The following is a 22,737-nucleotide window of genomic DNA, read 5'->3' as shown; positions in this document are numbered from 1 at the left end:
CGGCCCGTGGCGAGTCGCCGACGGCCCCGCCGTGCCCCCGGGTACCGCCGTCTGCTTGGCGGTCCGCGGCGCGTCGCCCACGGCCCCGTCGTGCTCCCGGTACCGCCGTCCGCTCGATGGCCCGCGGCGCGTCGCCTACGCCCTGCCGTACTCCCGGTGCCGCCCTCCGCTCGACGGTCCGCGGCGAGTCGCCCACGCCCCCGCCCGTTCCCCCCCGTACCGCCCTCCCCACCACCGTCCGTTCGACCCCCCGGCCTCGAACTCCCGGCGACGCACAGAGGTACGTAGGCGGCCCGCCGTCGGAGGGCTCTGAGACACTGGGCGCGATGAGCGAGAGAACAGCCCCGACCGCGCCCCTGCGGGCCCGGGCCGAGATCGATCTGGCAGCGCTGCGGGCCAATGTGCGGGCCCTGCGTGCCCACGCGCCGGGCGCGGCCGTGATGGCCGTGGTGAAGTCCGAGGCGTACGGCCACGGGGCTGTGCCGTGCGCCCGCGCGGCCGTCGCCGCGGGAGCGACCTGGCTGGGCACGGCCACGCCCGAGGAGGCCCTCGCCCTGCGGGCCGCCGGGCTGCCGGGCCGCATCATGTGCTGGCTGTGGACGCCCGGAGGACCCTGGCGCGAGGCGATCGACGCCGAGCTCGACGTGTCCGTCAGCGGCATGTGGGCCCTGGCGGAGGTCGTCGACGCGGCCAGGGGAGCCGACCGTCCGGCCAGGGTGCAGCTGAAGGCCGACACCGGCCTCGGACGCAACGGGTGCCAGCCCGGGGACGACTGGGCCGCGCTCGTCTCCGCGGCGCTGCGGGCCGAGGCCGAGGGGCTGCTGCGCGTCACGGGACTGTGGTCGCACTTCGCCTGCGCCGACGAACCCGGCCACCCCTCCATCACGGCCCAGCTCGCCGTGTTCCGGGACATGGTCGCGTACGCCGAGGAGCGGGGCGTGCGTCCCGAGGTCCGGCACATCGCCAACTCCCCGGCCACCCTCACGCTCCCCGAGAGCCACTTCGACCTGGTCCGCACCGGCATCGCCACCTACGGCATCTCGCCCAGCCCCGAGCTCGGCACCCCGGCCGACTTCGGGCTGCGGCCGGTGATGACCCTGTCCGCCTCGCTGGCCCTGGTCAAACACGTGCCGGGCGGGCACGGCGTCAGCTACGGCCACCGGTACGTGACCCCCGGCCCGACGACCCTCGGCCTGGTCCCGCTGGGCTACGCGGACGGCATCCCACGGCACGCCTCCTCCGCCGGCCCGGTCCTGGTCGAGGGCAAGTGGCGCACGATCGCCGGGCGGGTCGCCATGGACCAGTTCGTGGTCGATCTGGGGGGCGACGAGCCGGCGGCGGGGACCGAGGCGGTCCTCTTCGGGCCGGGGGACCGGGGCGAGCCCACCGCGGAGGACTGGGCTCAGGCGGCCGGAACCATCGCCTACGAAATCGTGACCCGGATCGGAACGCGCGTTCCTCGCGTCTATGTGAATGAGGAACGGGACGGGTAACTCGCACAGAGAACCGGTCACGCGAGAAACGACAGTCACCACGGCAACATCGGCATCACCCGACCCGGCGAGTCACCCGATCGGCACCCCGGCGAAGAGGAGCGGTACGTGAGCGAGAGCAGTGCGGAGGTCGTCGCGGACGTCGCCTCCGCGGCCGTCGCGGCCTCCGCCGCGGGGGCGGCGGGGGGCTGGCGCCGGGCGACCGGCATCGCCGGCGTGGCGATAGGCGTGGTGGCCGCGGGCGCGGCCGCCGGTGTCGCCCTGGAGCGGATGACGGTCGGCCGCGGCATGCGCCAGAAGGCCCGGCTCGCCCTGGACTCGGCGGGGCCCTACGGCTCCCTGCGGGGCATGCCCGGCAAGGCGTCCGCCGACGACGGCACGGAGCTCTACTACGAGGTCGACGACCTCGACGAGGAGGCCGCCCCCGCCGCCATCGGCCCGCGCCGCCGCCGGCTGTTCGGCCGTAAATCACCCGCTCCCGTCACCGTCGTCTTCAGCCACGGCTACTGCCTCAGCCAGGATTCCTGGCACTTCCAGCGGGCGGCCCTGCGGGGCGTCGTACGGACCGTGCACTGGGACCAGCGCAGCCACGGCCGGTCCGGGCGGGGCGTCGCCCAGACGCGGGACGACGAGCCGATCACGATCGAGCAGCTGGGCCGGGACCTGAAGGCCGTCATCGACGCGGCGGCGCCCGAGGGGCCGCTGGTGCTCGTGGGGCACTCCATGGGCGGCATGACGGTGATGGCGCTGGCCGACCAGTTCCCGGAGCTGATCCGCGAGCGGGTCGTCGGGGTCGCCTTCGTGGGGACGTCGTCGGGCCGGCTCGGCGAGGTCAACTACGGCCTGCCCGTCGCCGGGGTCAACGCGGTGCGGCGGGTGCTGCCCGGGGTGCTGAAGGCGCTGGGGCAGCGGGCCGAGCTGGTGGAGAAGGGGCGCCGGGCGACCGCGGACCTGTTCGCCGGGATCATCAAGCGGTACTCCTTCGCCTCCCGGGACGTCGACCCGGCGATCGCCCGGTTCGCCGAGCGGATGATCGAGAGCACCCCGATCGACGTGGTCGCCGAGTACTACCCGGCGTTCAACGACCACGACAAGACCGAGGCGCTCGCCCACTTCGCGGACCTGCCGGTTCTCGTACTGGCCGGGGTGCAGGACCTGGTCACGCCGAGTGAGCACAGCGAGGCCATCGCCGATCTGCTGCCGGACGCCGAGCTGGTGCTGGTGCCGGATGCGGGACACCTGGTGATGCTGGAACACCCGGAAGTGGTCACCGACCGCCTCGCCGACCTGCTCACCCGCACGGGTGCCGTGCCCGCAGGGGCTACCGTGAAGGGCTATGGAAGCACCAGCACCGCACAGCCCGGCTGAGCCCGGCTCCGTCCAGATCGTCGTCACGTCCCCCGAGCAGATGCGGGAGCTGGGCCGCCGGCTCGCGAAACTCCTGCGCGCCGGTGACCTGGTGATGCTCAGCGGGGAGCTCGGCGCGGGCAAGACGACGCTGACCCGCGGCCTGGGCGAAGGGCTCGGGGTGCGCGGGGCCGTCACCTCGCCGACGTTCGTGATCGCCCGGGTGCACCCCGCGCTGGGCGACGGGCCGCCGCTGGTCCACGTCGACGCCTACCGGCTCTCCGGCGGGCTCGACGAGATGGAGGACCTCGACCTCGACGTCTCGCTGCCCGACTCCGTCGTTGTCGTGGAGTGGGGCGAGGGCAAGGTCGAGGAGCTGACCGAGGACCGGCTCCAGGTCGTGATCCACCGGGCGGTGGGCGACACGACCGACGAGGTCCGGCAGATGACGCTCACCGGTGTGGGCGAACGCTGGGCCGAGGCGGACCTGAGCGTGCTCGCCGCCTGACGCCCTCCCGGGCCGTCCCGGTGTGCGGTCTTTTGATGAACGTTCCGACAAGACGTCGGCAAGATGTTGCGTCCGGCGTCTTGTGCGTGGTCACATGGTATCCAGTCAGTGGTTAGGTCTACCTAACCACGTGTGCCCCGGCCCTTCGGGAGGCGTCCATGTCGGCTACAGAGAGCAAGGGGCAGCCGCAGCCATGCGCGGTCGCCGGGGTGTCCATGCGCGACCTGCTGGCGGCCGGTGAGGCGGCGGCGCTGCTCTGCACACCGCCGCGCGCACCCGAGCCGGAACGCGCCGGGCGGGCCTCGGCGCACCGCGAAGCGGCCTGAGGATCCTCCGCCCCCTCGTGGAGCGCCCAGGGCCTGTCGTTTGGATCATGACGCAGACGCGGGGCTAGCGGACCACCACGACCGCGCGGCCGATCGTCGCGAACGTCCACATCGCGTCGCCGTCCGCCCGGGACTCGCGGATACCGCCCGTGCGGGCCTTCCGGCTGGGGGCGGCCGACTCGTTCACGGCCGCGCTGAAGCCGACGACCACGCCGTCCACACTGGCGAAGCGCACCACGTGCTCGACCGGGACGCCGTCGGAGCCGGTCACCGCGTTCGACCGGGACGTCACCGAGTAGGTGCCCGGGGCCGGGTCCACCGCGCTCGGCTCGACCGTGAACGTACGGCTGACCGCCTGGTCCCCGGCGACCAGCCACACCCGGTCGCGGCGCAGCGAGTACACGACCCGGGCGCCCTTCCCCGAGTCGGCGGGCAGCGCGGTCGGGTCCTGCTTGACCCGGGGCGCCTTCGACGTGCCGGGGGCCGGGGCGGCACTCGCGTGCGCCGCCCTGCCCAGACCGGCCGGGAGGGCATCGGCGGCCTCGTGGGTGAGGTAGCCGACCGTCGCGAGGGCCGCGGCGGTGAGCCCGGCCACGATTCCCGAGCTGCTGGCTGTCACCGCGTCCACCTCACGTCGTACGTCCCTGTCGTGACGGAAGGTGACGGTAGCAGCAGGTGACGGCCCGACAGGTGCGACGGTGCCGGGCCTCCGGGAGCCGTAGGCTGTTTGCGTGCTCTTGCTCGCTCTGGATACCGCCACGCCCGCCGTCACCGTCGCCCTGCACGACGGACGCGACGTCATCGCCTCGTCGAGTCAGGTCGACGCACGGCGGCACGGGGAACTGCTGCTGCCGGCGATCGACCGGGTGCTCGCCGAGGCCCGTCTGCGGCTCGACGCCGTCACCGGGATCGTCGCCGGGATCGGCCCGGGACCGTACACCGGGCTGCGCGTCGGCCTGATGACCGCCGACACCTTCGGACTCGCCCTCGGCGTCCCCGTGCACGGTGTGTGCACCCTGGACGGCCTCGCCTACGCCGCCGACCTCCAGGTTCCGTTCGTCGTCGCCACCGACGCGCGCCGCAAGGAGGTGTACTGGGCCCGCTACGCCGACTCCCGTACCCGGGTCACCGACCCGGCCGTGGACCGGCCCGCCGACATCGCCGAGCGGGTCGAGGGGCTGCCCGCGGTCGGCGCGGGCGCGCTGCTGTACCCCGACACCTTCCCCAAGGCGCACGAGCCGGAGCACGTGTCCGCCGCCGCCCTGGCCCGGCTGGCCGCGGAGAAGCTGGCCGCCGGCGAGGAACTGCCCGCGCCCCGGCCGCTGTACCTGCGCCGCCCCGACGCCCAGGTCCCCAAGAACTACAAGGTGGTCACCCCCAAGTGACCGAAGCCGTGACGTGCACGCTGCGCGAGATGCGCTGGTGGGACATCGACTCCGTACTGGAACTGGAACGGGAGCTGTTCCCCGAGGACGCCTGGTCCCGGGGCATGTTCTGGTCCGAGCTCGCCCATGCGCGCGGGCCCGAGGCCAACCGGCGGTACGTGGTCGCCGAGTCCGGCTCCCGGATCGTCGGGTACGCGGGTCTGGTCGCCACCGGCGAGCAGGCAGACGTGCAGACCATCGCCGTCTCCCGCGACCTGTGGGGGACCGGCCTCGGCGGCCGGCTGCTGGCCGAACTGCTGCGGGCGGCCACCACCTTCGAGTGCGCCGAGGTGATGCTGGAGTGCCGGGTCGACAACGTCCGCGCACAGAAGCTGTACGAGCGCTTCGGCTTTGAACCCATCGGTGTCCGGCGCGGCTACTACCAGCCGGGCAACGTGGACGCCCTGGTGATGCGCCTGACCGCCCCCGAGAACTCCGTACAAGGAACCGAGATCAATGGCTGACGAACCCCTCGTACTGGGAATCGAGACCTCCTGCGACGAGACCGGCGTCGGCATCGTCCGGGGCACCACCCTGCTGGCCGACGCCGTCGCCTCCAGCGTCGACGAGCACGCCCGCTTCGGCGGTGTCGTCCCGGAGGTCGCGAGCCGCGCCCATCTGGAGGCGATGGTCCCCACCATCGACCGCGCCCTGAAGGAGGCGGGCGTCACCGCCCGCGACCTCGACGGCATCGCCGTCACCGCCGGTCCCGGTCTCGCCGGTGCCCTGCTGGTCGGCGTCTCCGCGGCGAAGGCCTACGCGTACGCGCTCGGCAAGCCGCTCTACGGCGTCAACCACCTCGCCTCGCACATCTGCGTGGACCAGCTGGAGCACGGCGCGCTGCCCGAGCCGACCATGGCCCTGCTGGTCTCCGGCGGGCACTCCTCGCTGCTGCTGTCCTCGGACATCACCTCCGACGTCCGCCCGATGGGCGCCACCATCGACGACGCGGCCGGCGAGGCCTTCGACAAGATCGCCCGGGTGCTGAACCTGGGCTTCCCCGGCGGGCCGGTCATCGACCGGTACGCGAAGGAGGGCGACCCGAACGCGATCGCCTTCCCGCGGGGTTTGACCGGCCCGCGCGACCCGGCCTACGACTTCTCCTTCTCGGGGCTGAAGACCGCCGTGGCGCGCTGGATCGAGGCCAAGCGGGCGGCGGGGGAGGAGGTGCCGGTGCGGGACGTGGCGGCGTCCTTCCAGGAGGCGGTCGTGGACGTGTTGACCCGCAAGGCCGTCCGGGCCTGCAAGGACGAGGGCGTCGACCATCTGATGATCGGCGGCGGTGTGGCCGCGAACTCCCGGCTGCGCGTCCTCGCCCAGGAGCGCTGCGAGGCCGCCGGCATCCGGCTGCGCGTGCCGCGGCCCAAGCTGTGCACGGACAACGGCGCGATGGTCGCCGCCCTGGGCGCCGAGATGGTCGCCCGGAACCGGGCGGCGTCGGCCTGGGACCTGTCGGCGGACTCGTCCCTGCCGGTGACCGAGCCGCACGTGCCCGGGCACGACCACGACCATGTGCACGAGGTCAGCAAGGAGAACCTCTACTCGTGACGGTCGCGTTGATGTGGGAGGCCCGGGCGGCCGAGGGCCGGGGCGAGGAGTTGCTGGCCTGGGCCCGCGCCCAAGGCCTCCCCCGCGAACCGCTGCGCCGGGAAACCTTCCGGGCACCCCAGGACCGCGTCCTCGTCCTCACCTGGTGGGACGCCCCCTACGACGCCGACCTCCCCGAACTCCCCGAGCCCGCCCCCGAGCTGACCACCCGGGCGGTGCACCGCTGGCGGTTCGAGTCGGTGGGGCTCGGCTGACCGGGCCGGTCAGCCGGTCTCCCGGGACACCTCCGTCTCGCACCGCAGCCGCCGGTCACGTCCCAGCACCCTCACGGGCCCGGTGAGGTTCAGGCGGGTCGTGTGGCGTACGTCCGTGCTGGATGCCGCCAGGCGTAGTTCCAGGGTGCCCGGTTCGACGATTCTGCGGCCCGAGCGGTCGGTGAAGGCCGACAGGTCCGTGTGGAAGCGGAACGTGACCCGGGCCGCCTCGCCCGGGGACAGTTCCAGCCGCCGGTAGCCGATCAGACGGACGTCGGGGCGGGTCACCGAGGCCACCGGGTCGTGCAGGTACAGCTGCACGACCTCGGCGCCCGCGCGGTCGCCGGTGTTGCGGACGGTCACCGAGACGTCGTGGGAGCCGTCCGTGTCGATCCCGGCCGGGTCGGCGGGGGTGCCGTCCTCCCAGGTGAACGACGTGTACGAGCCGCCGTGGCCGAAGGCGTACAGCGGGGTCGGGTCGAGGTTGCTGACCTCGCCCGCCAGGCCCAGGGGCGGTTGCAGGTAGGTCCAGGGCTGCCCGCCGGGCACCCGCGGGACGCTGACGGGAAGACGGCCCGAGGGGTTCACACGGCCCGAGAGGACGCCCGCCACCGCCGGGCCGCCCTCCTCGCCCGGGAAGAACGCCTGGACGACCGCACCCAGGCGGCCGTGCCAGCGGCCCAGGGCGTAGGGGCGGCCGGTCAGCAGCACCAGCACCACGGGGACGCCCGTGGCGACCAGCGCGTCCAGCAGCTCCCCCTGGACGCCCGGCAGGCCGAGGTCCGTCGCGTCACAGCCTTCGCCCGAGGTGCCGCGCCCGAACAGCCCCGCCCGGTCGCCCAGCACCGCCACGCACACGTCCGCCTCGGCGGTGCGGGCGATCGCCTCCTCGAAGCCTCCGGTGTCCGGGTCCGTCACGTCGCAGCCCTGCGCGAACGTCACCTTGGCGTCGGGGAGTTCGGTGCGCAGGGCCTCCAGGACGGTCGGGATCTCGATACCGGCCGGCACCCCCGGGTGGTGGGTGAGGACGTGGGAGGGGAACGAGTAGCAGCCCAGCATGGCCAGGGCGTCGGCCGCCCGGGGACCGACCACCGCGATGCGGGTGTCTGGGGCCAGCGGGAGCAGGCCGTCGGGGTTGTCGAGCAGGACCACCGACTCCTCGGCCATGCGGCGCGCGAGGATGCGGTTGCCCGTCGAGTCGAGGTCGATCCGGGAGGCCGGCTCCGGGGTCCAGTCCTCGTCCAGCAGGCCCAGTTCACACTTCTGGAGCAGCACGCGGCGGGCCGCGCGGTCCACCAGCTCCTCGGGGATCCCGCCGGAGCGGACCGCCTCCAGCAGCGGCCGGCCGTAGCACTTGAGGGTGGGCAGTTCGACGTCGATGCCGGCGGCGAGGGCCGCGTGGGCCGCCTCGGCGGGGGTGGCGGCGACCCGGTGGAGACTCTGGAGGAAGCCGATGCCGAAGTAGTCGGCGACGACGGTGCCGGTGAAGCCCCACTCCTCGCGCAGGAGATGGGACAGCAGTCCGGGGTCCGCGGAGGCCGGGACGCCGTCCGTCTCGGTGTAGGCGGCCATGACCGAACGGGCGCCGCCCTCGCGCAGGGCCATCTCGAAGGGCGGCAGGGTGACGTCGGCGAACTCGCGGACACCGGCCCGTACCGGGGCGAGATTGCGGGCACCGGCCGAGGAGGCGTACCCGGCGAAGTGCTTGAGCGTCGCGACGACCCCGGCCGACTCCAGGCCCCGCACGTACGCGGTGCCGACCGTGCCGACCAGGTACGGGTCCTCGCCGATCGTCTCCTCCACGCGGCCCCAGCGCGGATCGCGTACGACGTCCAGCACGGGGGCGAGGCCCTGGTGGACACCGGCCGAGCGCAGGTCGTCGCCGATGCGGCGGGCCATCTCCTCGACCAGCGGCGGATCCCAGGTCGCGCCCCAGGCCAGCGGGACCGGGTAGGCCGTGGCCTGCCAGGCGGTGAAGCCGGCCAGACACTCCTCGTGCGCGATCGCCGGGATGCCGTACCGCCCCGCCGCGGCGATACGGCGCTGGGCGCGCGCCAGGGCCTGCGCGCCGAGCGCCGGGGCCACGGGGGCGGTGCCGAAGGAGCGCGTGAGCTGTCCCAGGCCGTGGGCGATCAGCTCGTCCCAGTCGTAGTCGGCGGTCATGTCGTGCTGGTGCGGGGCGACCCCTTCGCCGTCCGTCGCGGCGCCCACCCACACGCCGTACAGCTGGGCGGTCTTCTCCTCCAGGGTCATCCGGGAGAGCAGGTCGTCGACGCGGGCGGCTGCGGGCAACGCGGGGTCACGCCAGGGCGCGGTGGTCATGAAGCTCCTGTCGGGTGTACGGACGGCCCTCTCACGAACGAATCGGCGAATGTTTCGTAGCAAACTTCGAATGTTCCGGGAACCTATGGTGGTGCGAGGACTTCGTCAAGGGGGCCGGGAGGGTTACGATCGCCGCCATGACATCCCCGGAGCCCGTTGAAAGCCGGACACAGACCCGGACAGAGGGGCGCACCGCGCAGACCGCGACGCTCGCCGAGATCGCCCGTGAGGCGGGCGTCTCCGCGCCGACTGTTTCGAAGGTCCTCAACGGCCGGGCCGACGTCGCCCCGGCCACCCGGTCCCGCGTGGAGGATCTGCTGCGCGCGCACGGCTACCGGCGCCGCCGCGCCGAGGCCACCCGCTCGCCCCTGATCGACCTCGTCTTCCACGAGCTGGAGAGCGCCTGGGCGATGGAGGTCATCCGGGGCGTGGAGAACGTGGCCCGGGACGCCGGGCTCAGCGTCGTGCTGTCCGAGAGCGCGGGGCGGCTCACCCCCGGGCGGACCTGGGCCGACCAGGTCGCCGCGCGCCGGCCGCACGGCGTGATCCTGGTCCTGTCCGGGCTCGACGAGTCGCAGCGGGCGCTGCTGACCAGCCGCTCCATCCCGTTCGTGGTGATGGACCCGGCCGGAGACCCGGGCGCCGACGTGCCGTCGATCGGCGCGACCAACTGGCAGGGCGGGCTCGCCGCCACCCGGCACCTGGTCGAGCTGGGGCACCGCAGGATCGGTGCGATCAGTGGGCCCTCGCAGATGATGTGCAGCAGGGCCCGGATCGACGGCTACCGGGCCGCGCTGGAGACGGCCGGGCTGCCCGTGGACCCCGCCCTGATCGCGAGCGGCGACTTCCACCACGAGGCCGGTTACCGGCTCGGCCTGGACATGCTGCGCCGCCCTGACCGGCCGACCGCGGTCTTCGCCGGGAACGACCTCCAGGCGCTCGGGCTGTACGAGGCCGCGCGCGAGCTGGGGCTGCGCGTCCCCGAGGACCTGAGCGTGGTCGGGTTCGACGATCTGCCGGTGGCGCCCCTGGTCGGGCCGCCGCTGACGACCGTGCGGCAGCCGCTGACCGAGATGGCCGAGGCGGCGGCCAAACTGGTGCTCGACCTCGGGCGTGACGGGGGGACTCCGGCGGCGACCCGGGTGGAGCTGGCGACGAGCCTGGTGGTGCGCAGCAGCACGGCGGGGCCCGCGGAGCGGTAGGGGCCGCGTCGACGGGTGTTTCGGGACACCCCGCACCGAACCGAAGTCAATCGGCTGCACTAACGAAACTTTCGACCCGCTCGCACCCTGAAAGCTGAGAATTTCCGAAGAAAGACGCCCTGAGATCCCTGCCCGTCATAATTCGGACTTATGTTCCTGCCCGTGACGGGACACCACGGGGACGAGGGCTCCGAAGCGGGCCGATCGCGAGCGCTGAAAGCGGCCGGCCTCATCCTGGCGGGGACGCTGGTGCTGGGCGCCGGAGCGGCCGGCTGGGCCTACTGGCATCTCAGCGACAACATCACCGGCGTCGACATCGACGGCGCACTGGGCGACGACCGGCCGCCGAAGCCGGTGACCACACCCGCGCCCTCGGCATCGGCGCCGCCGCGCGAGGCCCTAAACATCCTGGTGCTCGGCTCGGATTCGCGCAGGGGCAAGGAGAACCGCAGGCTCGGCGGCGGCGACAGCTCGGGCGCCCGTTCCGACACGGCGATGGTCGTCCACCTGGACGCGGGGCGGACCACCGCGACGGTGGTGAGCATCCCGCGCGACACCCTGGTCACCCGCCCGTCCTGCCCGCGCCCCTCCGGCGGCTCGACGCGCGTCGCCCGCCTCGCGATGTTCAACAGCGCCTACGAGGTGGGCGGGCCGGTCTGCGCGGTGAAGACGGTCGAGGCGATGACGAACGTCCGCATGGACCACTACCTCGAAATCGACTTCTCGGGTTTCGCCCGGCTGGTCGACGCGCTCGGCGGTGTCACCGTCACCACGGAGGAGGACATCACCGACGAGGACAGCCACCTGCGGCTGAAGGCGGGCACCCACCACCTGGACGGCACCCAGGCCCTCGCGTTCGCCCGCACCCGGCACGGCGTAGGCGACGGCAGCGACCTGGGCCGTATAGGCCTCCAGCAGCAGCTGGTGAAGGCCCTGCTGGAGCAGATCGCCGCCCAGGACCTGCTCACGGACCCGGCCGAGCTGTACCGCGTCGCCGACACGGTCACCGCCGGCCTCACCGCCGACACCGGCCTGGACTCCCTCGCCGAACTGACCCGTCTCGGGCAGAGCCTGAAGGGACTCTCGGCGAGCGGGGTGCGGACGGTGATGATGCCGGTGGTGCGGGCGCCGTCGGATCCCAACCGGGTGGTGGCCCAGGAGCCGCAGGCCCGGAAGCTGTGGGAGTCGCTGCGCTGACCTGGGACAACGCGCCCCGGAGGAAAAGTTCGCAGAAAATCCGGCGCGCGTGTCGATCCGGCGGCCCCCCGATCGACGCAAGGGTGAGAGCGGGGAGGAGCCCCGCTGTTCGAAGATCCCGAGGAGTCACCATGCCGCGCTTTCTCACCCTGATCCGCATCGACGAGAAGAACGCCCCCGCCGAGGGGCCGAGCCCCGAGCTCATGGAGCGGATGGGCGAGCTGCTGGAGGAGATCACCAAGGCCGGGGTCATGCTCGACACGGCCGGGCTGACACCGACGTCGGACGGCAGCCGGGTGACCTGGGAGGGCGGACGGCTGTCCGTCACCGACGGGCCGTTCACCGAGTCCAAGGAGGTCATCGGCGGCTACTCGATCAGCCAGTGCAAGGACAAGGCCGAGGCGATCGAGTGGACCAAGCGGTTCCTGTCGCTCCACGAGGACTACTGGACGATCACCGCCGAGGTCCGGCAGATCGCCGAGGACTGACCGGCCCGAGCGGCCGCTTCCGCTTGGTCCGGCGGCACGAGGGGTGTCTGATGGTGGGCTGTGACCCCGCAGCCCACCCCGGCCTCCGAACCGGCCAGGGCCTCGCGGCCCGAGTCGGTGTCCGAACCGGCCAGGGCCTCGCGGCCCACCCCGGCGTCCGAACCGGCCAGGGCCCCGCGGCCCGAGTCGGTGTCCGAACCGGCCTCCGAACCGGCCGAGGTTCCGCTGCCCGAGTCGGTCCAGTCGTCCGTGCCGCGCGCCGATCGTGCCGCCCGGGCCATCGAGACCGTCTTCCGTATGGAGTCGCCGCGGATCATCGCCGGGGTCGCCCGCGTCGTCCGGGACGTCGGAATCGCCGAGGAAATCGCGCAGGACGCACTGGTCGCCGCGCTGGAGCAGTGGCCTCGGGACGGGGTGCCCGACAACCCGGGCGCCTGGCTCATGGCCACCGTCCGCCACCGCGCCGTCGACCTGGTCCGGCGCCGGGAGAACTACGCCCGCAAGCTGGCGGAGATCGGCCGGGACCTGTCGGCCGTGTCGCCCCCGGAGGAGCCCGCCGACCCCGACGGCATCGACGACGACCTGCTGCGCCTGGTCTTCACCGCCTGCCACCCGGTCCTGTCCGCCGAGGCCCGCGCCGCCCTCACCCTGCGCCTGCTGGGCGGTCTGACCACGGCCGAGATCGCCCGCGCCTTCCTCGTCCCCGAGCCGACGATCGCCCAGCGCGTCGTCCGTGCCAAACGCACCCTCGCGACGAAGAACGTCGCCTTCGAGGTGCCCCACGGCCCCGACCGCGACGCCCGGCTGGGTTCGGTCCTCGACGTCATCTACCTCATCTTCAACGAGGGGTACGCCGCCACGGCGGGCGACGACTGGCTGCGCCCGTCCCTGTGCGAGGACGCCCTGCGCCTGGCCCGGGTGCTCTCGGCCCTGATGCCGAAGGAGCCCGAGGTGCACGGCCTCACCGCGCTGCTGGAGCTCCAGGCCTCCCGGACGGCGGCCCGGACCGGCCCCTCCGGTGAGCCGGTCCTGCTGAAGGACCAGAACCGCTCCCGCTGGAACCGCATGCTCATCGCCCGCGGCTTCGCCGCGCTGGGCCGGGCCGAGGCCACCTCTTCCGGCGCCCTGGGCCCGTACACCCTGCAAGCGGCCATCGCCGCCTGCCACGCGCACGCGTACACCTACGAGGAGACCGACTGGGCCCGCATCGCCACCCTCTACGGCCTCCTGGCCGCCCGTTCCCCCTCGCCGGTCGTGGAGCTGAACCGCGCGGTGGCGGTCTCGATGTCGGAGGGCCCGGCACCGGCCCTCGCCCTCGTCGACGCCCTGGCCGGTGATCCCGCCCTGCGCGGCTACCACCTGCTGCCCAGCGTCCGCGGCGACCTCCTGGCTCGTCTCGGCCGTACGGAGGAGGCCCGGGCGGAGTTCGAACGGGCGGCGTCGCTCACCCGCAACGAGCGGGAACGGGACCTGCTGCTGCGGAGGGCGGCCGAACCGTCCTGAAGGTCAGGCGGGGTGCCCGATGAGCATCGCCGGGGCTCCCGCGACCCGGGTCAGGAACACCGTCGCCGCGTGCGGGCCCTGCGGCTTGACCTTCCTGCGGAGCTCCTCCGGCTCGACCGCCGACCCGCGCTTCTTCACGGTCAGCGTGCCGACCTGCCGCTCCCGCAGGAGGGCCTTCAGTTTCTTGACGTTGAAGGGCAGGTGATCGGTGATCTCGTAGGCCGTGGCGTACGGGGTCGGGCGCAGGGCGTCGGCCGTGACGTACGCGATGGTCGCGTCGAGCAGGCCGCCGTCGACCTGGTCGGCCACCTCGGCGACCAGGTGGGCCCGGATGACCGCGCCGTCGGGCTCGTAGAGGTAGCGGCCGGGCGGGCGCACGTCCGGGTCGGGCAGGCCGCGGGAGAGCAGGCTGCGGGGGCCGGGCAGGAGGGTCGCCCGGACCGCCCCCGGCTCCGTGCCGAACCACAGCACGGCCTCCTTGACGTCTCCGCCGTCGGAGATCCACTCGGCCTCGGCGTCCTCGGGGACCGCCTCGTGCGGGACGCCGGGGGCGATCTTCAGCGCGGCGTGGGGCGCCCGGCGGGCGGCGGAGACCGCCCAGGACAGGGGCGGCGAGTACGCCTCGGGGTCGAAGATCCGGCCCCGGCCGCCGCGCCGGGCGGGGTCGACGAACACGGCGTCGAATCCGGCCGTGTCCACCTCCGTGACGTCCGCCTCGCGCACCTCGACCAGGCCGGCCAGGCCCAGCGCCTCGGCGTTGGCCCGGGCCGCGGCGGCCGTCTGCGGGTCCCGGTCGACGGCCAGGACCCGGATTCCGGCACGGGCCAGCGCGATCGCGTCACCGCCGATGCCGCAGCACAGGTCGGCGACCGAGGTGATGCCCGACGCGGCCATCCGCCGGGCCCGGTAGGCCGCCACGCTCGCCCGCGTCGACTGCTCGACCCCGTTCGGCGTGAAGAACATCCGGCCCGCGTCCTCCGCCCCGAACTTCGCCACCGCCCGCTGCCGCAGCCGTGCCTGGCCGAGCGCCGCCGACACCAGCTCGGCGGGATGCTCGCGGCGCAGCCGGGTCGCGACGGCCAGCTCCCGCGCCGGGTCGGTGTCCCGCACCTCGTCGAGGAGGGCGCTGCCTTCGGGGGTGAGGAGGAGGTCGAGGTCGTTCACCGGATCATTGTCGGCCACGGCGGAAGAGGGTGGGGACCGGTCGGGCGCTGCCCATGCGCAGGGGGCCCGCTCCCGGTGCCCGGTCGGTGTGTGGGCCAGTCGGTGGATGGTCGGGCGTCGGTCGCGGTGTCGGGCGGGATCGCCGGGAGGGGGCTGCGAGGATCCGGCATCATGCGAGCAGTCGTACAAAACGATAAAAGCCGGGCATCTGGGCGGGCGCCCGCCGGCGCACGGATCGCCCTCGCCGTGCTCGTCCTCGCCGCCATCGCCTCCGGCTGCACGCAGGACGGAGGCGACCAGGTCACCCCGGCCGGCGGCCAGCAGCCCCTCGACGCGCCCCCGGCCCGCGCGCTCGACTCCTACGCCACCAGACTGCGCGCCGCGCACGCCGCCCGGGTCGCCGCCGCACGCCGCTGGGACCTGCGCAGGGCCCCGTCGGCCGCACCGCCCGCCCCCGCGACCAAGCCGAGGATCACCACCCGCAAGGGCTTCGAGGTGGAAGGCCACCGGGAGCTGGGCCTGCCGCCCGTCTTCACGAGGATCCCCACCAGCGACAAGGTCGTCTTCCTCACCATCGACGACGGGGCCGAGAAGGACCCCGCGTTCCTGCGGATGATGAGCGACCTCGACGTGCCGTACAGCGCCTTCCTCAGCGGCTACCTGGTCAAGGACGACCCCGGCTACTTCCGGAGGATGCAGTCCGGGGGCGTGGCGCTGCACAACCACACGCTGTACCACCCCAACCTGCGAGGCATGTCGTACCAGGCGCAGAAGCGCGAGATCTGCGGCATGCAGCGCTACATGGAGAGGCGCTTCGGCGCACGCCCCACACTCTTCCGCCCGCCCTACGGCAGCTACGACCGGTCGACCCTGCGCGCCGCCAAGGACTGCGGCATCGCGTACGTGCCCCTGTGGAACGAGGAGGTCTTCGCCGACCACTGGGAGTACCGCGACGGGGGCCGCAGGCTGCGCCCGGGCGACATCGTCCTCACGCACTTCCGCGGGCGCGACCAGTGGAAGGGCACGATGGCCGACATGGTCCGCCGTTTCCTGAACAAGGTCACGGCCCAGGGCTACACGGTCGCGCGGCTGGAGGACTACCTGTGAGGCGGACGGCCGCCGCCGTGCTCTGCGCGGCCCTGCTGACCGGCTGCGCCGGGGGCGCGGGGGAGCGGCCCGGCGCCGCCGACGGCCGGGCGCAGGACCCGCCCCGCGCGGTGGGCGACACCCGCGGGCTGCCGCCCGTCGTGGACCACGTCCCCACCCGCGAGCCCGTCGTCTTCCTCACCTACGACGACGGTGCCGAACGCGACCCCCGCTTCATCGGCCTCGTCCGCGAACGGCGGCTCCCGGTCAGCATGTTCCTCACCGACAGCGTCGTGGGGCCCGGCTACGGCCACTTCGCCCGGCTGCGCGCGGTCGGCGCGTCCCTGCAGAACCACACCCTCGACCACGCCGCCCTGCGCGGCCTGCCCTACGCCGGGCAGCGCGCCGAGATCTGCGGCCAGCAGCACAAACTCCGCTCCCGCTTCGGGGTCACCCCCCGGCTCTTCCGTCCGCCCTACGGCACCTACGACACCACGACCCTGCGCGCCGCCGCCGACTGCGGCATCACCGCGGTCGTCCTGTGGCGCGCGTCCCTGGGTGCCGACGGCGAACTGACGTACACCCGGGGCGCGCGCGGTCTGCGGGCCGGTGACATCGTCTCGGTGCCGTCCGGCGAGACCGGGTCCCCGACCCTCACGGAACGGACCGGGCGTCTGCTGCGGGAGATCGGGGAACGGGGGCTGCGGGTGGGGCGGCTGGAGGACCACCTGGAGAGGGCATCTGTCCGACGCGCCGTCGGCAATTAGCAGTCCGCTTGACCGAGTGCTAATCGCAGTCATAGTCTCGGCTCTGGCACTCCCCCTAGGAGAGTGCCAACACAGCGACGGGCAGGTCCGGCACCCGCGACGACGGATCCACCTGGTCGCCACCTCAGACAGTTAACCCCGTGAGATCTCCGAAGGGGGAGGTCGGATCGTGACGACCACCAGCTCCAAGGTTGCCATCAAGCCGCTCGAGGACCGCATCGTGGTCCAGCCGCTCGACGCCGAGCAGACCACCGCCTCTGGCCTGGTCATCCCGGACACCGCCAAGGAGAAGCCCCAGGAGGGCGTCGTCCTGGCCGTGGGCCCGGGCCGCTTCGAGGACGGCAACCGTCTTCCGCTCGACGTCTCCGTCGGCGACGTCGTGCTCTACAGCAAGTACGGCGGCACCGAGGTGAAGTACAACGGCGAGGAGTACCTCGTCCTCTCGGCCCGCGACGTGCTCGCGATCGTCGAGAAGTAATTCACCCCAAGCACCTTGCTTTGAACTGCGCCCCTGGCCCCCGCGATCGCCAATAAGCCGGGCGCCCGGGGCGCAGTGCCGTATATCCCAGATTCCGGAAGAGGGCTCACGCTCCCATGGCGAAGATCCTGAAGTTCGACGAGGACGCCCGTCGCGCCCTCGAGCGCGGCGTCAACAAGCTTGCCGACACGGTCAAGGTGACGATCGGCCCCAAGGGCCGCAACGTCGTCATCGACAAGAAGTTCGGCGCTCCCACCATCACCAACGACGGTGTGACCATCGCCCGTGAGGTCGAGGTCGAGGACCCGTACGAGAACCTCGGTGCCCAGCTGGTCAAGGAGGTGGCGACCAAGACCAACGACATCGCGGGTGACGGTACGACCACCGCGACCGTGCTCGCCCAGGCGCTCGTGCGCGAGGGCCTGAAGAACGTCGCCGCCGGTGCCTCCCCGGCCGCCCTGAAGAAGGGCATCGACGCCGCCGTCGCCGCTGTGTCCGAGGACCTGCTCGCCACGGCCCGCCCGATCGACGAGAAGTCCGACATCGCCGCCGTCGCCGCGCTGTCCGCCCAGGACCAGCAGGTCGGCGAGCTCATCGCCGAGGCCATGGACAAGGTCGGCAAGGACGGTGTCATCACCGTCGAGGAGTCCAACACCTTCGGTCTGGAGCTGGACTTCACCGAGGGCATGGCCTTCGACAAGGGCTACCTGTCGCCGTACTTCGTGACGGACCAGGAGCGCATGGAAGCCGTCCTGGACGACCCGTACATCCTCATCACGCAGGGCAAGATCTCCGCCATCGCGGACCTGCTGCCGCTGCTGGAGAAGGTCATCCAGGCCAACGCCTCCAAGCCGCTGCTGATCATCGCCGAGGACGTCGAGGGCGAGGCCCTGTCGACCCTCGTCGTGAACAAGATCCGTGGCACCTTCAACGCCGTCGCGGTGAAGGCCCCCGGCTTCGGCGACCGCCGCAAGGCGATGCTGCAGGACATGGCCGTCCTCACCGGCGCCACGGTCGTCTCCGAGGAGGTCGGCCTCAAGCTCGACCAGGTCGGCCTGGACGTCCTCGGCTCCGCCCGCCGCGTCACCGTCACCAAGGACGACACCACCATCGTCGACGGCGCCGGCAAGAAGGACGACGTGCACGGCCGCGTTGCCCAGATCAAGGCCGAGATCGAGACCACCGACTCCGACTGGGACCGCGAGAAGCTCCAGGAGCGCCTCGCGAAGCTGGCCGGCGGCGTGTGCGTCATCCGCGTGGGTGCCGCCACCGAGGTCGAGCTCAAGGAGCGCAAGCACCGTCTGGAGGACGCCATCTCCGCGACCCGCGCCGCGGTCGAGGAGGGCATCGTCTCCGGTGGTGGCTCCGCGCTGGTCCACGCCGTCAAGGTCCTCGAGGGCAACCTCGGCAAGACCGGCGACGAGGCCACGGGTGTCGCGGTCGTCCGCCGCGCCGCCGTCGAGCCGCTGCGCTGGATCGCCGAGAACGCCGGCCTCGAGGGCTACGTCATCACCTCGAAGGTCGCCGAGCTCGACAAGGGCCAGGGCTTCAACGCCGCCACCGGCGAGTACGGCGACCTGGTGAAGGCCGGCGTCATCGACCCGGTCAAGGTCACCCGTTCGGCCCTGGAGAACGCCGCCTCCATCGCCTCCCTCCTCCTCACGACCGAGACCCTGGTCGTCGAGAAGAAGGAAGAGGAGGAGCCGGCCGCCGCGGGCCACGGCCACGGCCACGCCCACTGACGACCAAGTCGCCAGAGCCTGAGTGAGGGCCCGGCATCCCGGAAACGGGGTGCCGGGCCCTCACCGTTCGCCTCCACCGGCCCCGGAACCGCGGCGGCGGTCGGCGGTGTCCTGGACACCGGAACAGAAGGGGGTGGCGATGAGCCAGGTGCTCTATCAGGAACGGTCCCGCAACCCGCTGGCGCGTACCGCGGAACTCACCGAGGACCGGCTGCGCAGAGGCGGCCGGACCACACCGCTGGACGAGCTGAACGTCGCCGCCATGGCCGAGGCGTATCAGCGCGGACGCTGGCTCGGCGGTGGCGGCACCGAACGCCCCGTGGAGTCACTGCCCCAGGGCCCGGGCGTCGTCCCGGTCACCCGTGCGACCGGCACCACGACACCCCTGAAGGTGCGCCGGGCCGCCGACTTCGCTCATGCGCTCGGCGACCTCGCCGTGCGCAAGTGCGGTGGGCCCGAGCACGTGGCCGCCCTCGCCGCACGGGCGCAGGTGGAGGGCGTGCCGCTGTGGATCGCCCGGCGCTACGCACCGGGCCCCGTCGGCCGGATCGCCGTCGCCGTGGACCGGCGCCTGGTCCGGGTGGACGTCTGGGGCCCACACGCCCCCGCCGTGCGGCTGCGGGCGCCGTACGGTTACCGCCCCGACACCGGCGACCGGACGGGCGGTCTGGTCATGACCGTGGGTGAGGCCGCCGTGCGGCTCGACCTGCGCAAGAGGCTGCGCAAGTCCAAGAGCAGGGTCGAACTCCGCCTGCCCGACCGGCACTGGACACTGGGCCGCGAGAACTCCGAGAGCTCCTGGCTCCTGCGCGACGGCCGGCGCGTCGCCCTCCTGACCCGCCCCTCCCGACGGCCCGGCCCCCCGCCCGGCACGGTGCTGCTGCCGCTGGCCGACGTCCACCACGAGAGCCCCGACCCCCTGGACGCCGTGATGGCCCACGCGGTCGCGGTGTCCTTCGGCCTCGGCGACACCACGGGCCTGGCGAGGTTCCGCGCGGTGACCCCCCGCCGGGACACGGGTGACGACCTCTGGGAGCGCCCCTGGTTCAGCAACCTCGGCACGGACCGCGACGACAACGAACCCGGCGGCGGCGACGGCTGGGGCAGTGACGGCGGGGACGGCGGGGACGGGGGCGGTGGCGGGGACGGCGGCGGTGGCGACGGCGGCGGCGGGGGCGGCGACTAGCCGTCCAGCGGCTCCCGCGTCCCGAGCACCTTCGTCCTGGGCCGACGGCTCACCAGGACTTACCGCGGCCGAACTCCGTGACGTTGATCTTCACGTCGGAAGCCTTGAGCGTGGTGGGCGATTCACCCGTGGCCGTCTGCCCCGGTTCGTGGCACGCGCAGGAGTGGGAAGGCATGTCCGGAACGTATGCACCCGCACCACCCCGCGCGTGCCCCATCGGCGCGCCAGCCGGGCGACCGGAGGAACCCCCCGGCGTCACAGCTCCAGCGGTTCGAGCACCCCGAGCTGCTGCATCAGCCCCAGGCGGTCGTACTGCCACCAGCCCTCGGCGATCTTTCCGTCCGGAGTGCAGCGGTGGACGGTCGTCCCGGTCATGGTGACCTCCTGACCGGTCGGCGGGATCCCGAGGAACTCGCCGGTGTGCCGCCCGTGGAAGGTCCACCGGGTGCACACCCGGTCGCCCTGCGCCATCTGGTCCTCGATGGTGAACGAGAAGTCGAACCCGCCCCGCCACACCTCCACCTCGCGCCGGAGCGCGTCCAGCCCGATGACGTCCTGCACATTGCCGGGATCGTGGTCGTGGTAGTCCTCGACGAACACGTCGTTGAACGGCGGCGCGTCCCCCTGGCCCGGCGCGAGCTCGAAGAACCTGCGCGCGGTCGCCGCGTACAGCTGCTCGTCCCGCACCACGTCCAGGTCCGTGAAGGTCGGCGTCTCCTCGCACAGCGCCACCATGTCCTGGAAGATCCGGTCGGTCTCCGGCAGCCCGGAGTTGCGCATCGCCTCCTCGTACGACGGGAACTCCACGATCTCCACGATGTGCGAGGCGTCGGCCCTGTCCTTGGCCACCACACTGTGCGACGCGGTCCGCTTCCCCTTGGTCTGTTCGACCCACCGGTCCATCAGCCGGTTCATCTCGTCGAGCCGGCTGGTCCTGCATTCGATGAGCTGTACGAAGGTCATGATCTCGCCTCCGGCCCCCCTGAGTCCGGCTGAAACAGCTTCATTGTCCCAAGGGGACGGCCCCGGTGCCTCCCGGTGCACGAGGGCCGACGCGGAGGGGAGCAGCCGACCGGACCCGGCCGGGCCGCGTGCGGCTACTGCGGCCCGTACTTCCGCCCGGTCCTGGAGGAAACAGCCCCGAGCATCCCCCGCGGCACCAGCTTCGCCGCCCCCAGCAGCACCTTGTAGCGCGGGTCCGGGACGGACAGCGTCTTACCGCGCGCCAGGTCGTGCAGCGCCGCCGCCACCAGCTTGTCCGCGTCGAGCCACATCCAGCCCGGGATGTTGTCGGTGCCCATCCCGGCCCGCTCGTGGAACTCGGTGCGCACGAACCCCGGGCAGAGCGCCATCAGCCGTACGCCGCTGCCGGCCAGGTCGCGGGCCGCGCCCTGCGTGAACTGCACGACCCAGGCCTTGGAGGCGCCGTAGGTGCCCCGGGGGACGAAGGCGGCCACCGACGCGACGTTGACGACGCCGCCGCGGCCGCGCTCGCGCATCGCCGAGGTCGCCGCCGACGTCAGCCGCAGCACCGCCTCGCAGTGCACCTTCAGCATCCGCAGCTCATCGGCCATGGAGACGTCCAGATAGCGGCCCTTGTTGCCGAACCCGGCGTTGTTGACCAGCAGGTCGACGGGGTTCTTGCGGTCGCCGAGGCGTCCGGCCACCGCCTCGATGCCCTCGTCCTCCGCCAGGTCGGCCGTCAGCACCTCCGCCTCGATGCCGTGCCGGTCGTGCAGCTCGGTCGCCTGTTCCCGAAGCCGCTTGGTGTCGCGGGCCACCAGCACCAGGTTGTGCCCGTCCGCCGCCAGTCGCCGCGCGAACGCGGCCCCGATGCCTGCCGTCGATCCCGTAATCAGAGCCGTTGTCATGGCAGAAGGGTAGTGACCCGGACCGCGTGCATCCGCTTCCCCGGGGGGCCGTCCGTGGTGAAGGGTCCGTGGAGACGGGCGTGGTGAGCGGCCGTCAGGCTCCGTACTTGTCCTCGTACTCCCGGGCCGTCCGCAGCACCTCCGGGTGCAGGGCCGCGCCCGCCGCCAGGACCCGAGGCAGCAGCGTCCGCTCGGTCGTCACCGCACGGAACTGGAGGGCCACGGTCACCTCGTGGCCCGGCCGGTGCACGATCTCGACGGCATCGCCCGCGCGGACCTCCCCGGGCACGATCACCCGCAGATACGCCCCCGGCGCCCCGCGCTGCGTGAACCGCTTCACCCAGCCCTTCTCGCCCATGTGGCCCTGGAAGGTACGGCACGGGATCCGCCCGGAGGTGACCTCCAGCACCACCTCGGGCCCGATCCGCCAGCGCTCGCCGATCAGGGCACCGGACACGTCCAGGCCGCGGGTCGTGAGGTTCTCGCCGAACGCGCCGTCGGACAGCGTCCGGCCCAGCTCGCGCTCCCACTCGTCCAGGTCCTCACGGGCCATGGCGTACACCGCCTGGTCGTCGCCGCCGTGGTGTTTCAGCGAGCACACCGTGTCCCCGGCCAGTCCGCTCCCGCCGACGCCCTTGGGACCGGGCGCGGACACCCGTACCGGACCGTCCACCGGCCGCTTGTCGATCCCGGTCACGCCCTCCGGGTGGTCCGTCCAGGGCACGGCCACGGCGTGGCCCAGATTCACTGACAGAAGCTTCATGCCCGCACGGTAGGCGACCGTTCCCCAAAGCGTCGACGCGATATCGGCGGCGACATCAAAGAGTGACT

General features: G+C 72.9%; 24 protein-coding genes. 17 read left to right on the top strand and 7 right to left on the bottom strand.

What is annotated here, in order from left to right:
* The first annotated feature begins 326 nt into the window (after positions 1–326).
* From alr to ACFZDI_RS04620, 4 genes are all read left to right on the top strand, one after another.
* Entirely contained in the window at positions 327–1,493 is a 1,167-nt protein-coding gene (gene alr, locus ACFZDI_RS04635) for an alanine racemase (RefSeq protein ID WP_391247704.1), read from the top strand.
* Positions 1,494–1,601: 108 nt separating this feature from the next.
* Positions 1,602–2,861 (top strand): alpha/beta fold hydrolase, encoded by a 1,260-nt coding sequence (locus ACFZDI_RS04630; protein ID WP_234850810.1) that lies wholly within the window; start codon positions 1,602–1,604, stop codon positions 2,859–2,861.
* Positions 2,830–3,348 (top strand): tRNA (adenosine(37)-N6)-threonylcarbamoyltransferase complex ATPase subunit type 1 TsaE, encoded by a 519-nt coding sequence (gene tsaE / locus ACFZDI_RS04625; RefSeq protein ID WP_234850811.1) that lies wholly within the window; start codon positions 2,830–2,832, stop codon positions 3,346–3,348. Before ACFZDI_RS04630 ends, tsaE begins: the two co-directional genes overlap by 32 nt.
* A gap of 158 nt (positions 3,349–3,506) precedes the next feature.
* On the top strand, positions 3,507–3,674 hold the full coding sequence (locus tag ACFZDI_RS04620; protein ID WP_234850812.1) for a hypothetical protein: 168 nt from the start codon (positions 3,507–3,509) through the stop codon (positions 3,672–3,674).
* 64 nt (positions 3,675–3,738) lie between these two features.
* Here the strand turns inward: ACFZDI_RS04620 and ACFZDI_RS04615 are convergent, their stop codons facing one another.
* Positions 3,739–4,293, bottom strand: coding sequence for a hypothetical protein (locus tag ACFZDI_RS04615; protein WP_391247701.1), 555 nt, complete (start codon positions 4,291–4,293; stop codon positions 3,739–3,741).
* 112 nt (positions 4,294–4,405) lie between these two features.
* Between ACFZDI_RS04615 and tsaB the strand changes: the two genes are divergently transcribed.
* From tsaB to ACFZDI_RS04595, 4 genes are read left to right on the top strand one after another with little or no spacing between them, the layout of a single operon-like run.
* Positions 4,406–5,059: a tRNA (adenosine(37)-N6)-threonylcarbamoyltransferase complex dimerization subunit type 1 TsaB gene (gene tsaB / locus ACFZDI_RS04610; protein WP_391247699.1), complete on the top strand. Its 654-nt coding sequence runs from the start codon at positions 4,406–4,408 to the stop codon at positions 5,057–5,059.
* A 29-nt stretch (positions 5,060–5,088) separates the two neighbouring features.
* Entirely contained in the window at positions 5,089–5,562 is a 474-nt protein-coding gene (gene rimI, locus ACFZDI_RS04605; protein ID WP_234850817.1) for a ribosomal protein S18-alanine N-acetyltransferase, read from the top strand.
* Positions 5,555–6,646, top strand: a complete 1,092-nt coding sequence (tsaD, locus tag ACFZDI_RS04600) for a tRNA (adenosine(37)-N6)-threonylcarbamoyltransferase complex transferase subunit TsaD (RefSeq protein WP_234850815.1) — start codon at positions 5,555–5,557, stop codon at positions 6,644–6,646. Before rimI ends, tsaD begins: the two co-directional genes overlap by 8 nt.
* Positions 6,643–6,900: a hypothetical protein gene (locus ACFZDI_RS04595; protein ID WP_344369234.1), complete on the top strand. Its 258-nt coding sequence runs from the start codon at positions 6,643–6,645 to the stop codon at positions 6,898–6,900. The genes tsaD and ACFZDI_RS04595 overlap by 4 nt, the downstream gene beginning before the upstream one ends.
* Before the next feature lie 9 nt (positions 6,901–6,909).
* Here ACFZDI_RS04595 and ACFZDI_RS04590 read toward each other — a convergent pair whose 3' ends face one another.
* Positions 6,910–9,222 (bottom strand): glycoside hydrolase family 3 N-terminal domain-containing protein, encoded by a 2,313-nt coding sequence (locus ACFZDI_RS04590; RefSeq protein ID WP_391247696.1) that lies wholly within the window; start codon positions 9,220–9,222, stop codon positions 6,910–6,912.
* A gap of 137 nt (positions 9,223–9,359) precedes the next feature.
* On the opposite strand from ACFZDI_RS04590, the gene ACFZDI_RS04585 reads away from it, so the two are divergent.
* The 4 genes from ACFZDI_RS04585 to ACFZDI_RS04570 all read left to right on the top strand — a co-directional run bounded on the left by ACFZDI_RS04585 (position 9,360) and on the right by ACFZDI_RS04570 (position 13,612).
* The gene (locus ACFZDI_RS04585) at positions 9,360–10,424 is read left to right on the top strand and encodes a substrate-binding domain-containing protein (protein WP_391247693.1); all 1,065 of its coding nucleotides are present in this window, start codon (positions 9,360–9,362) and stop codon (positions 10,422–10,424) included.
* Between the two features lie 150 nt (positions 10,425–10,574).
* On the top strand, positions 10,575–11,621 hold the full coding sequence (locus ACFZDI_RS04580) for an LCP family protein (protein ID WP_391247691.1): 1,047 nt from the start codon (positions 10,575–10,577) through the stop codon (positions 11,619–11,621).
* Positions 11,622–11,752: 131 nt separating this feature from the next.
* A complete protein-coding gene (locus ACFZDI_RS04575) occupies positions 11,753–12,109 on the top strand; it encodes a YciI family protein (RefSeq protein WP_391247690.1) in 357 nt (118 codons plus the stop codon).
* 297 nt (positions 12,110–12,406) lie between these two features.
* A complete protein-coding gene (locus ACFZDI_RS04570; RefSeq protein WP_391248042.1) occupies positions 12,407–13,612 on the top strand; it encodes a DUF6596 domain-containing protein in 1,206 nt (401 codons plus the stop codon).
* 3 nt (positions 13,613–13,615) lie between these two features.
* On the opposite strand, the gene ACFZDI_RS04565 is transcribed toward ACFZDI_RS04570, so the two are convergent.
* Positions 13,616–14,776, bottom strand: a complete 1,161-nt coding sequence (locus ACFZDI_RS04565) for a class I SAM-dependent methyltransferase (RefSeq protein WP_234848295.1) — start codon at positions 14,774–14,776, stop codon at positions 13,616–13,618.
* Positions 14,777–14,947: 171 nt separating this feature from the next.
* On the opposite strand from ACFZDI_RS04565, the gene ACFZDI_RS04560 reads away from it, so the two are divergent.
* From ACFZDI_RS04560 to ACFZDI_RS04540, 5 genes are all read left to right on the top strand, one after another.
* Positions 14,948–15,883, top strand: coding sequence for a polysaccharide deacetylase family protein (locus tag ACFZDI_RS04560; protein WP_391247688.1), 936 nt, complete (start codon positions 14,948–14,950; stop codon positions 15,881–15,883).
* The gene (locus ACFZDI_RS04555; protein ID WP_391247686.1) at positions 15,880–16,629 is read left to right on the top strand and encodes a polysaccharide deacetylase family protein; all 750 of its coding nucleotides are present in this window, start codon (positions 15,880–15,882) and stop codon (positions 16,627–16,629) included. Before ACFZDI_RS04560 ends, ACFZDI_RS04555 begins: the two co-directional genes overlap by 4 nt.
* Positions 16,630–16,798: 169 nt before the next feature.
* Positions 16,799–17,107 (top strand): co-chaperone GroES, encoded by a 309-nt coding sequence (groES, locus tag ACFZDI_RS04550; protein WP_003974211.1) that lies wholly within the window; start codon positions 16,799–16,801, stop codon positions 17,105–17,107.
* 116 nt (positions 17,108–17,223) lie between these two features.
* Positions 17,224–18,849, top strand: coding sequence for a chaperonin GroEL (groL, locus tag ACFZDI_RS04545; protein ID WP_234848298.1), 1,626 nt, complete (start codon positions 17,224–17,226; stop codon positions 18,847–18,849).
* Positions 18,850–18,988: 139 nt separating this feature from the next.
* Positions 18,989–20,035 (top strand): hypothetical protein, encoded by a 1,047-nt coding sequence (locus tag ACFZDI_RS04540; protein WP_391247683.1) that lies wholly within the window; start codon positions 18,989–18,991, stop codon positions 20,033–20,035.
* Positions 20,036–20,084: 49 nt separating this feature from the next.
* On the opposite strand, the gene ACFZDI_RS04535 is transcribed toward ACFZDI_RS04540, so the two are convergent.
* The 4 genes from ACFZDI_RS04535 to ACFZDI_RS04520 all read right to left on the bottom strand — a co-directional run bounded on the left by ACFZDI_RS04535 (position 20,085) and on the right by ACFZDI_RS04520 (position 22,669).
* Positions 20,085–20,210, bottom strand: coding sequence for a hypothetical protein (locus ACFZDI_RS04535; RefSeq protein ID WP_391247681.1), 126 nt, complete (start codon positions 20,208–20,210; stop codon positions 20,085–20,087).
* Positions 20,211–20,290: 80 nt separating this feature from the next.
* Positions 20,291–20,998 (bottom strand): ester cyclase, encoded by a 708-nt coding sequence (locus ACFZDI_RS04530; protein ID WP_234848300.1) that lies wholly within the window; start codon positions 20,996–20,998, stop codon positions 20,291–20,293.
* 134 nt (positions 20,999–21,132) lie between these two features.
* Positions 21,133–21,906, bottom strand: coding sequence for an SDR family oxidoreductase (locus ACFZDI_RS04525; RefSeq protein WP_234848301.1), 774 nt, complete (start codon positions 21,904–21,906; stop codon positions 21,133–21,135).
* 94 nt (positions 21,907–22,000) lie between these two features.
* Positions 22,001–22,669 carry an MOSC domain-containing protein gene (locus ACFZDI_RS04520; protein WP_391247678.1) on the bottom strand — a complete coding sequence of 223 codons (669 nt, stop codon included), beginning with the start codon at positions 22,667–22,669 and terminating at the stop codon, positions 22,001–22,003.
* Positions 22,670–22,737 lie beyond the last annotated feature (68 nt).

It is taken from the genome of Streptomyces sp. NPDC007907, from assembly GCF_042959365.1.
Lineage (GTDB): Bacteria > Actinomycetota > Actinomycetes > Streptomycetales > Streptomycetaceae > Streptomyces > Streptomyces indiaensis.
This window is presented reverse-complemented; position numbering and strand designations above follow the sequence as displayed.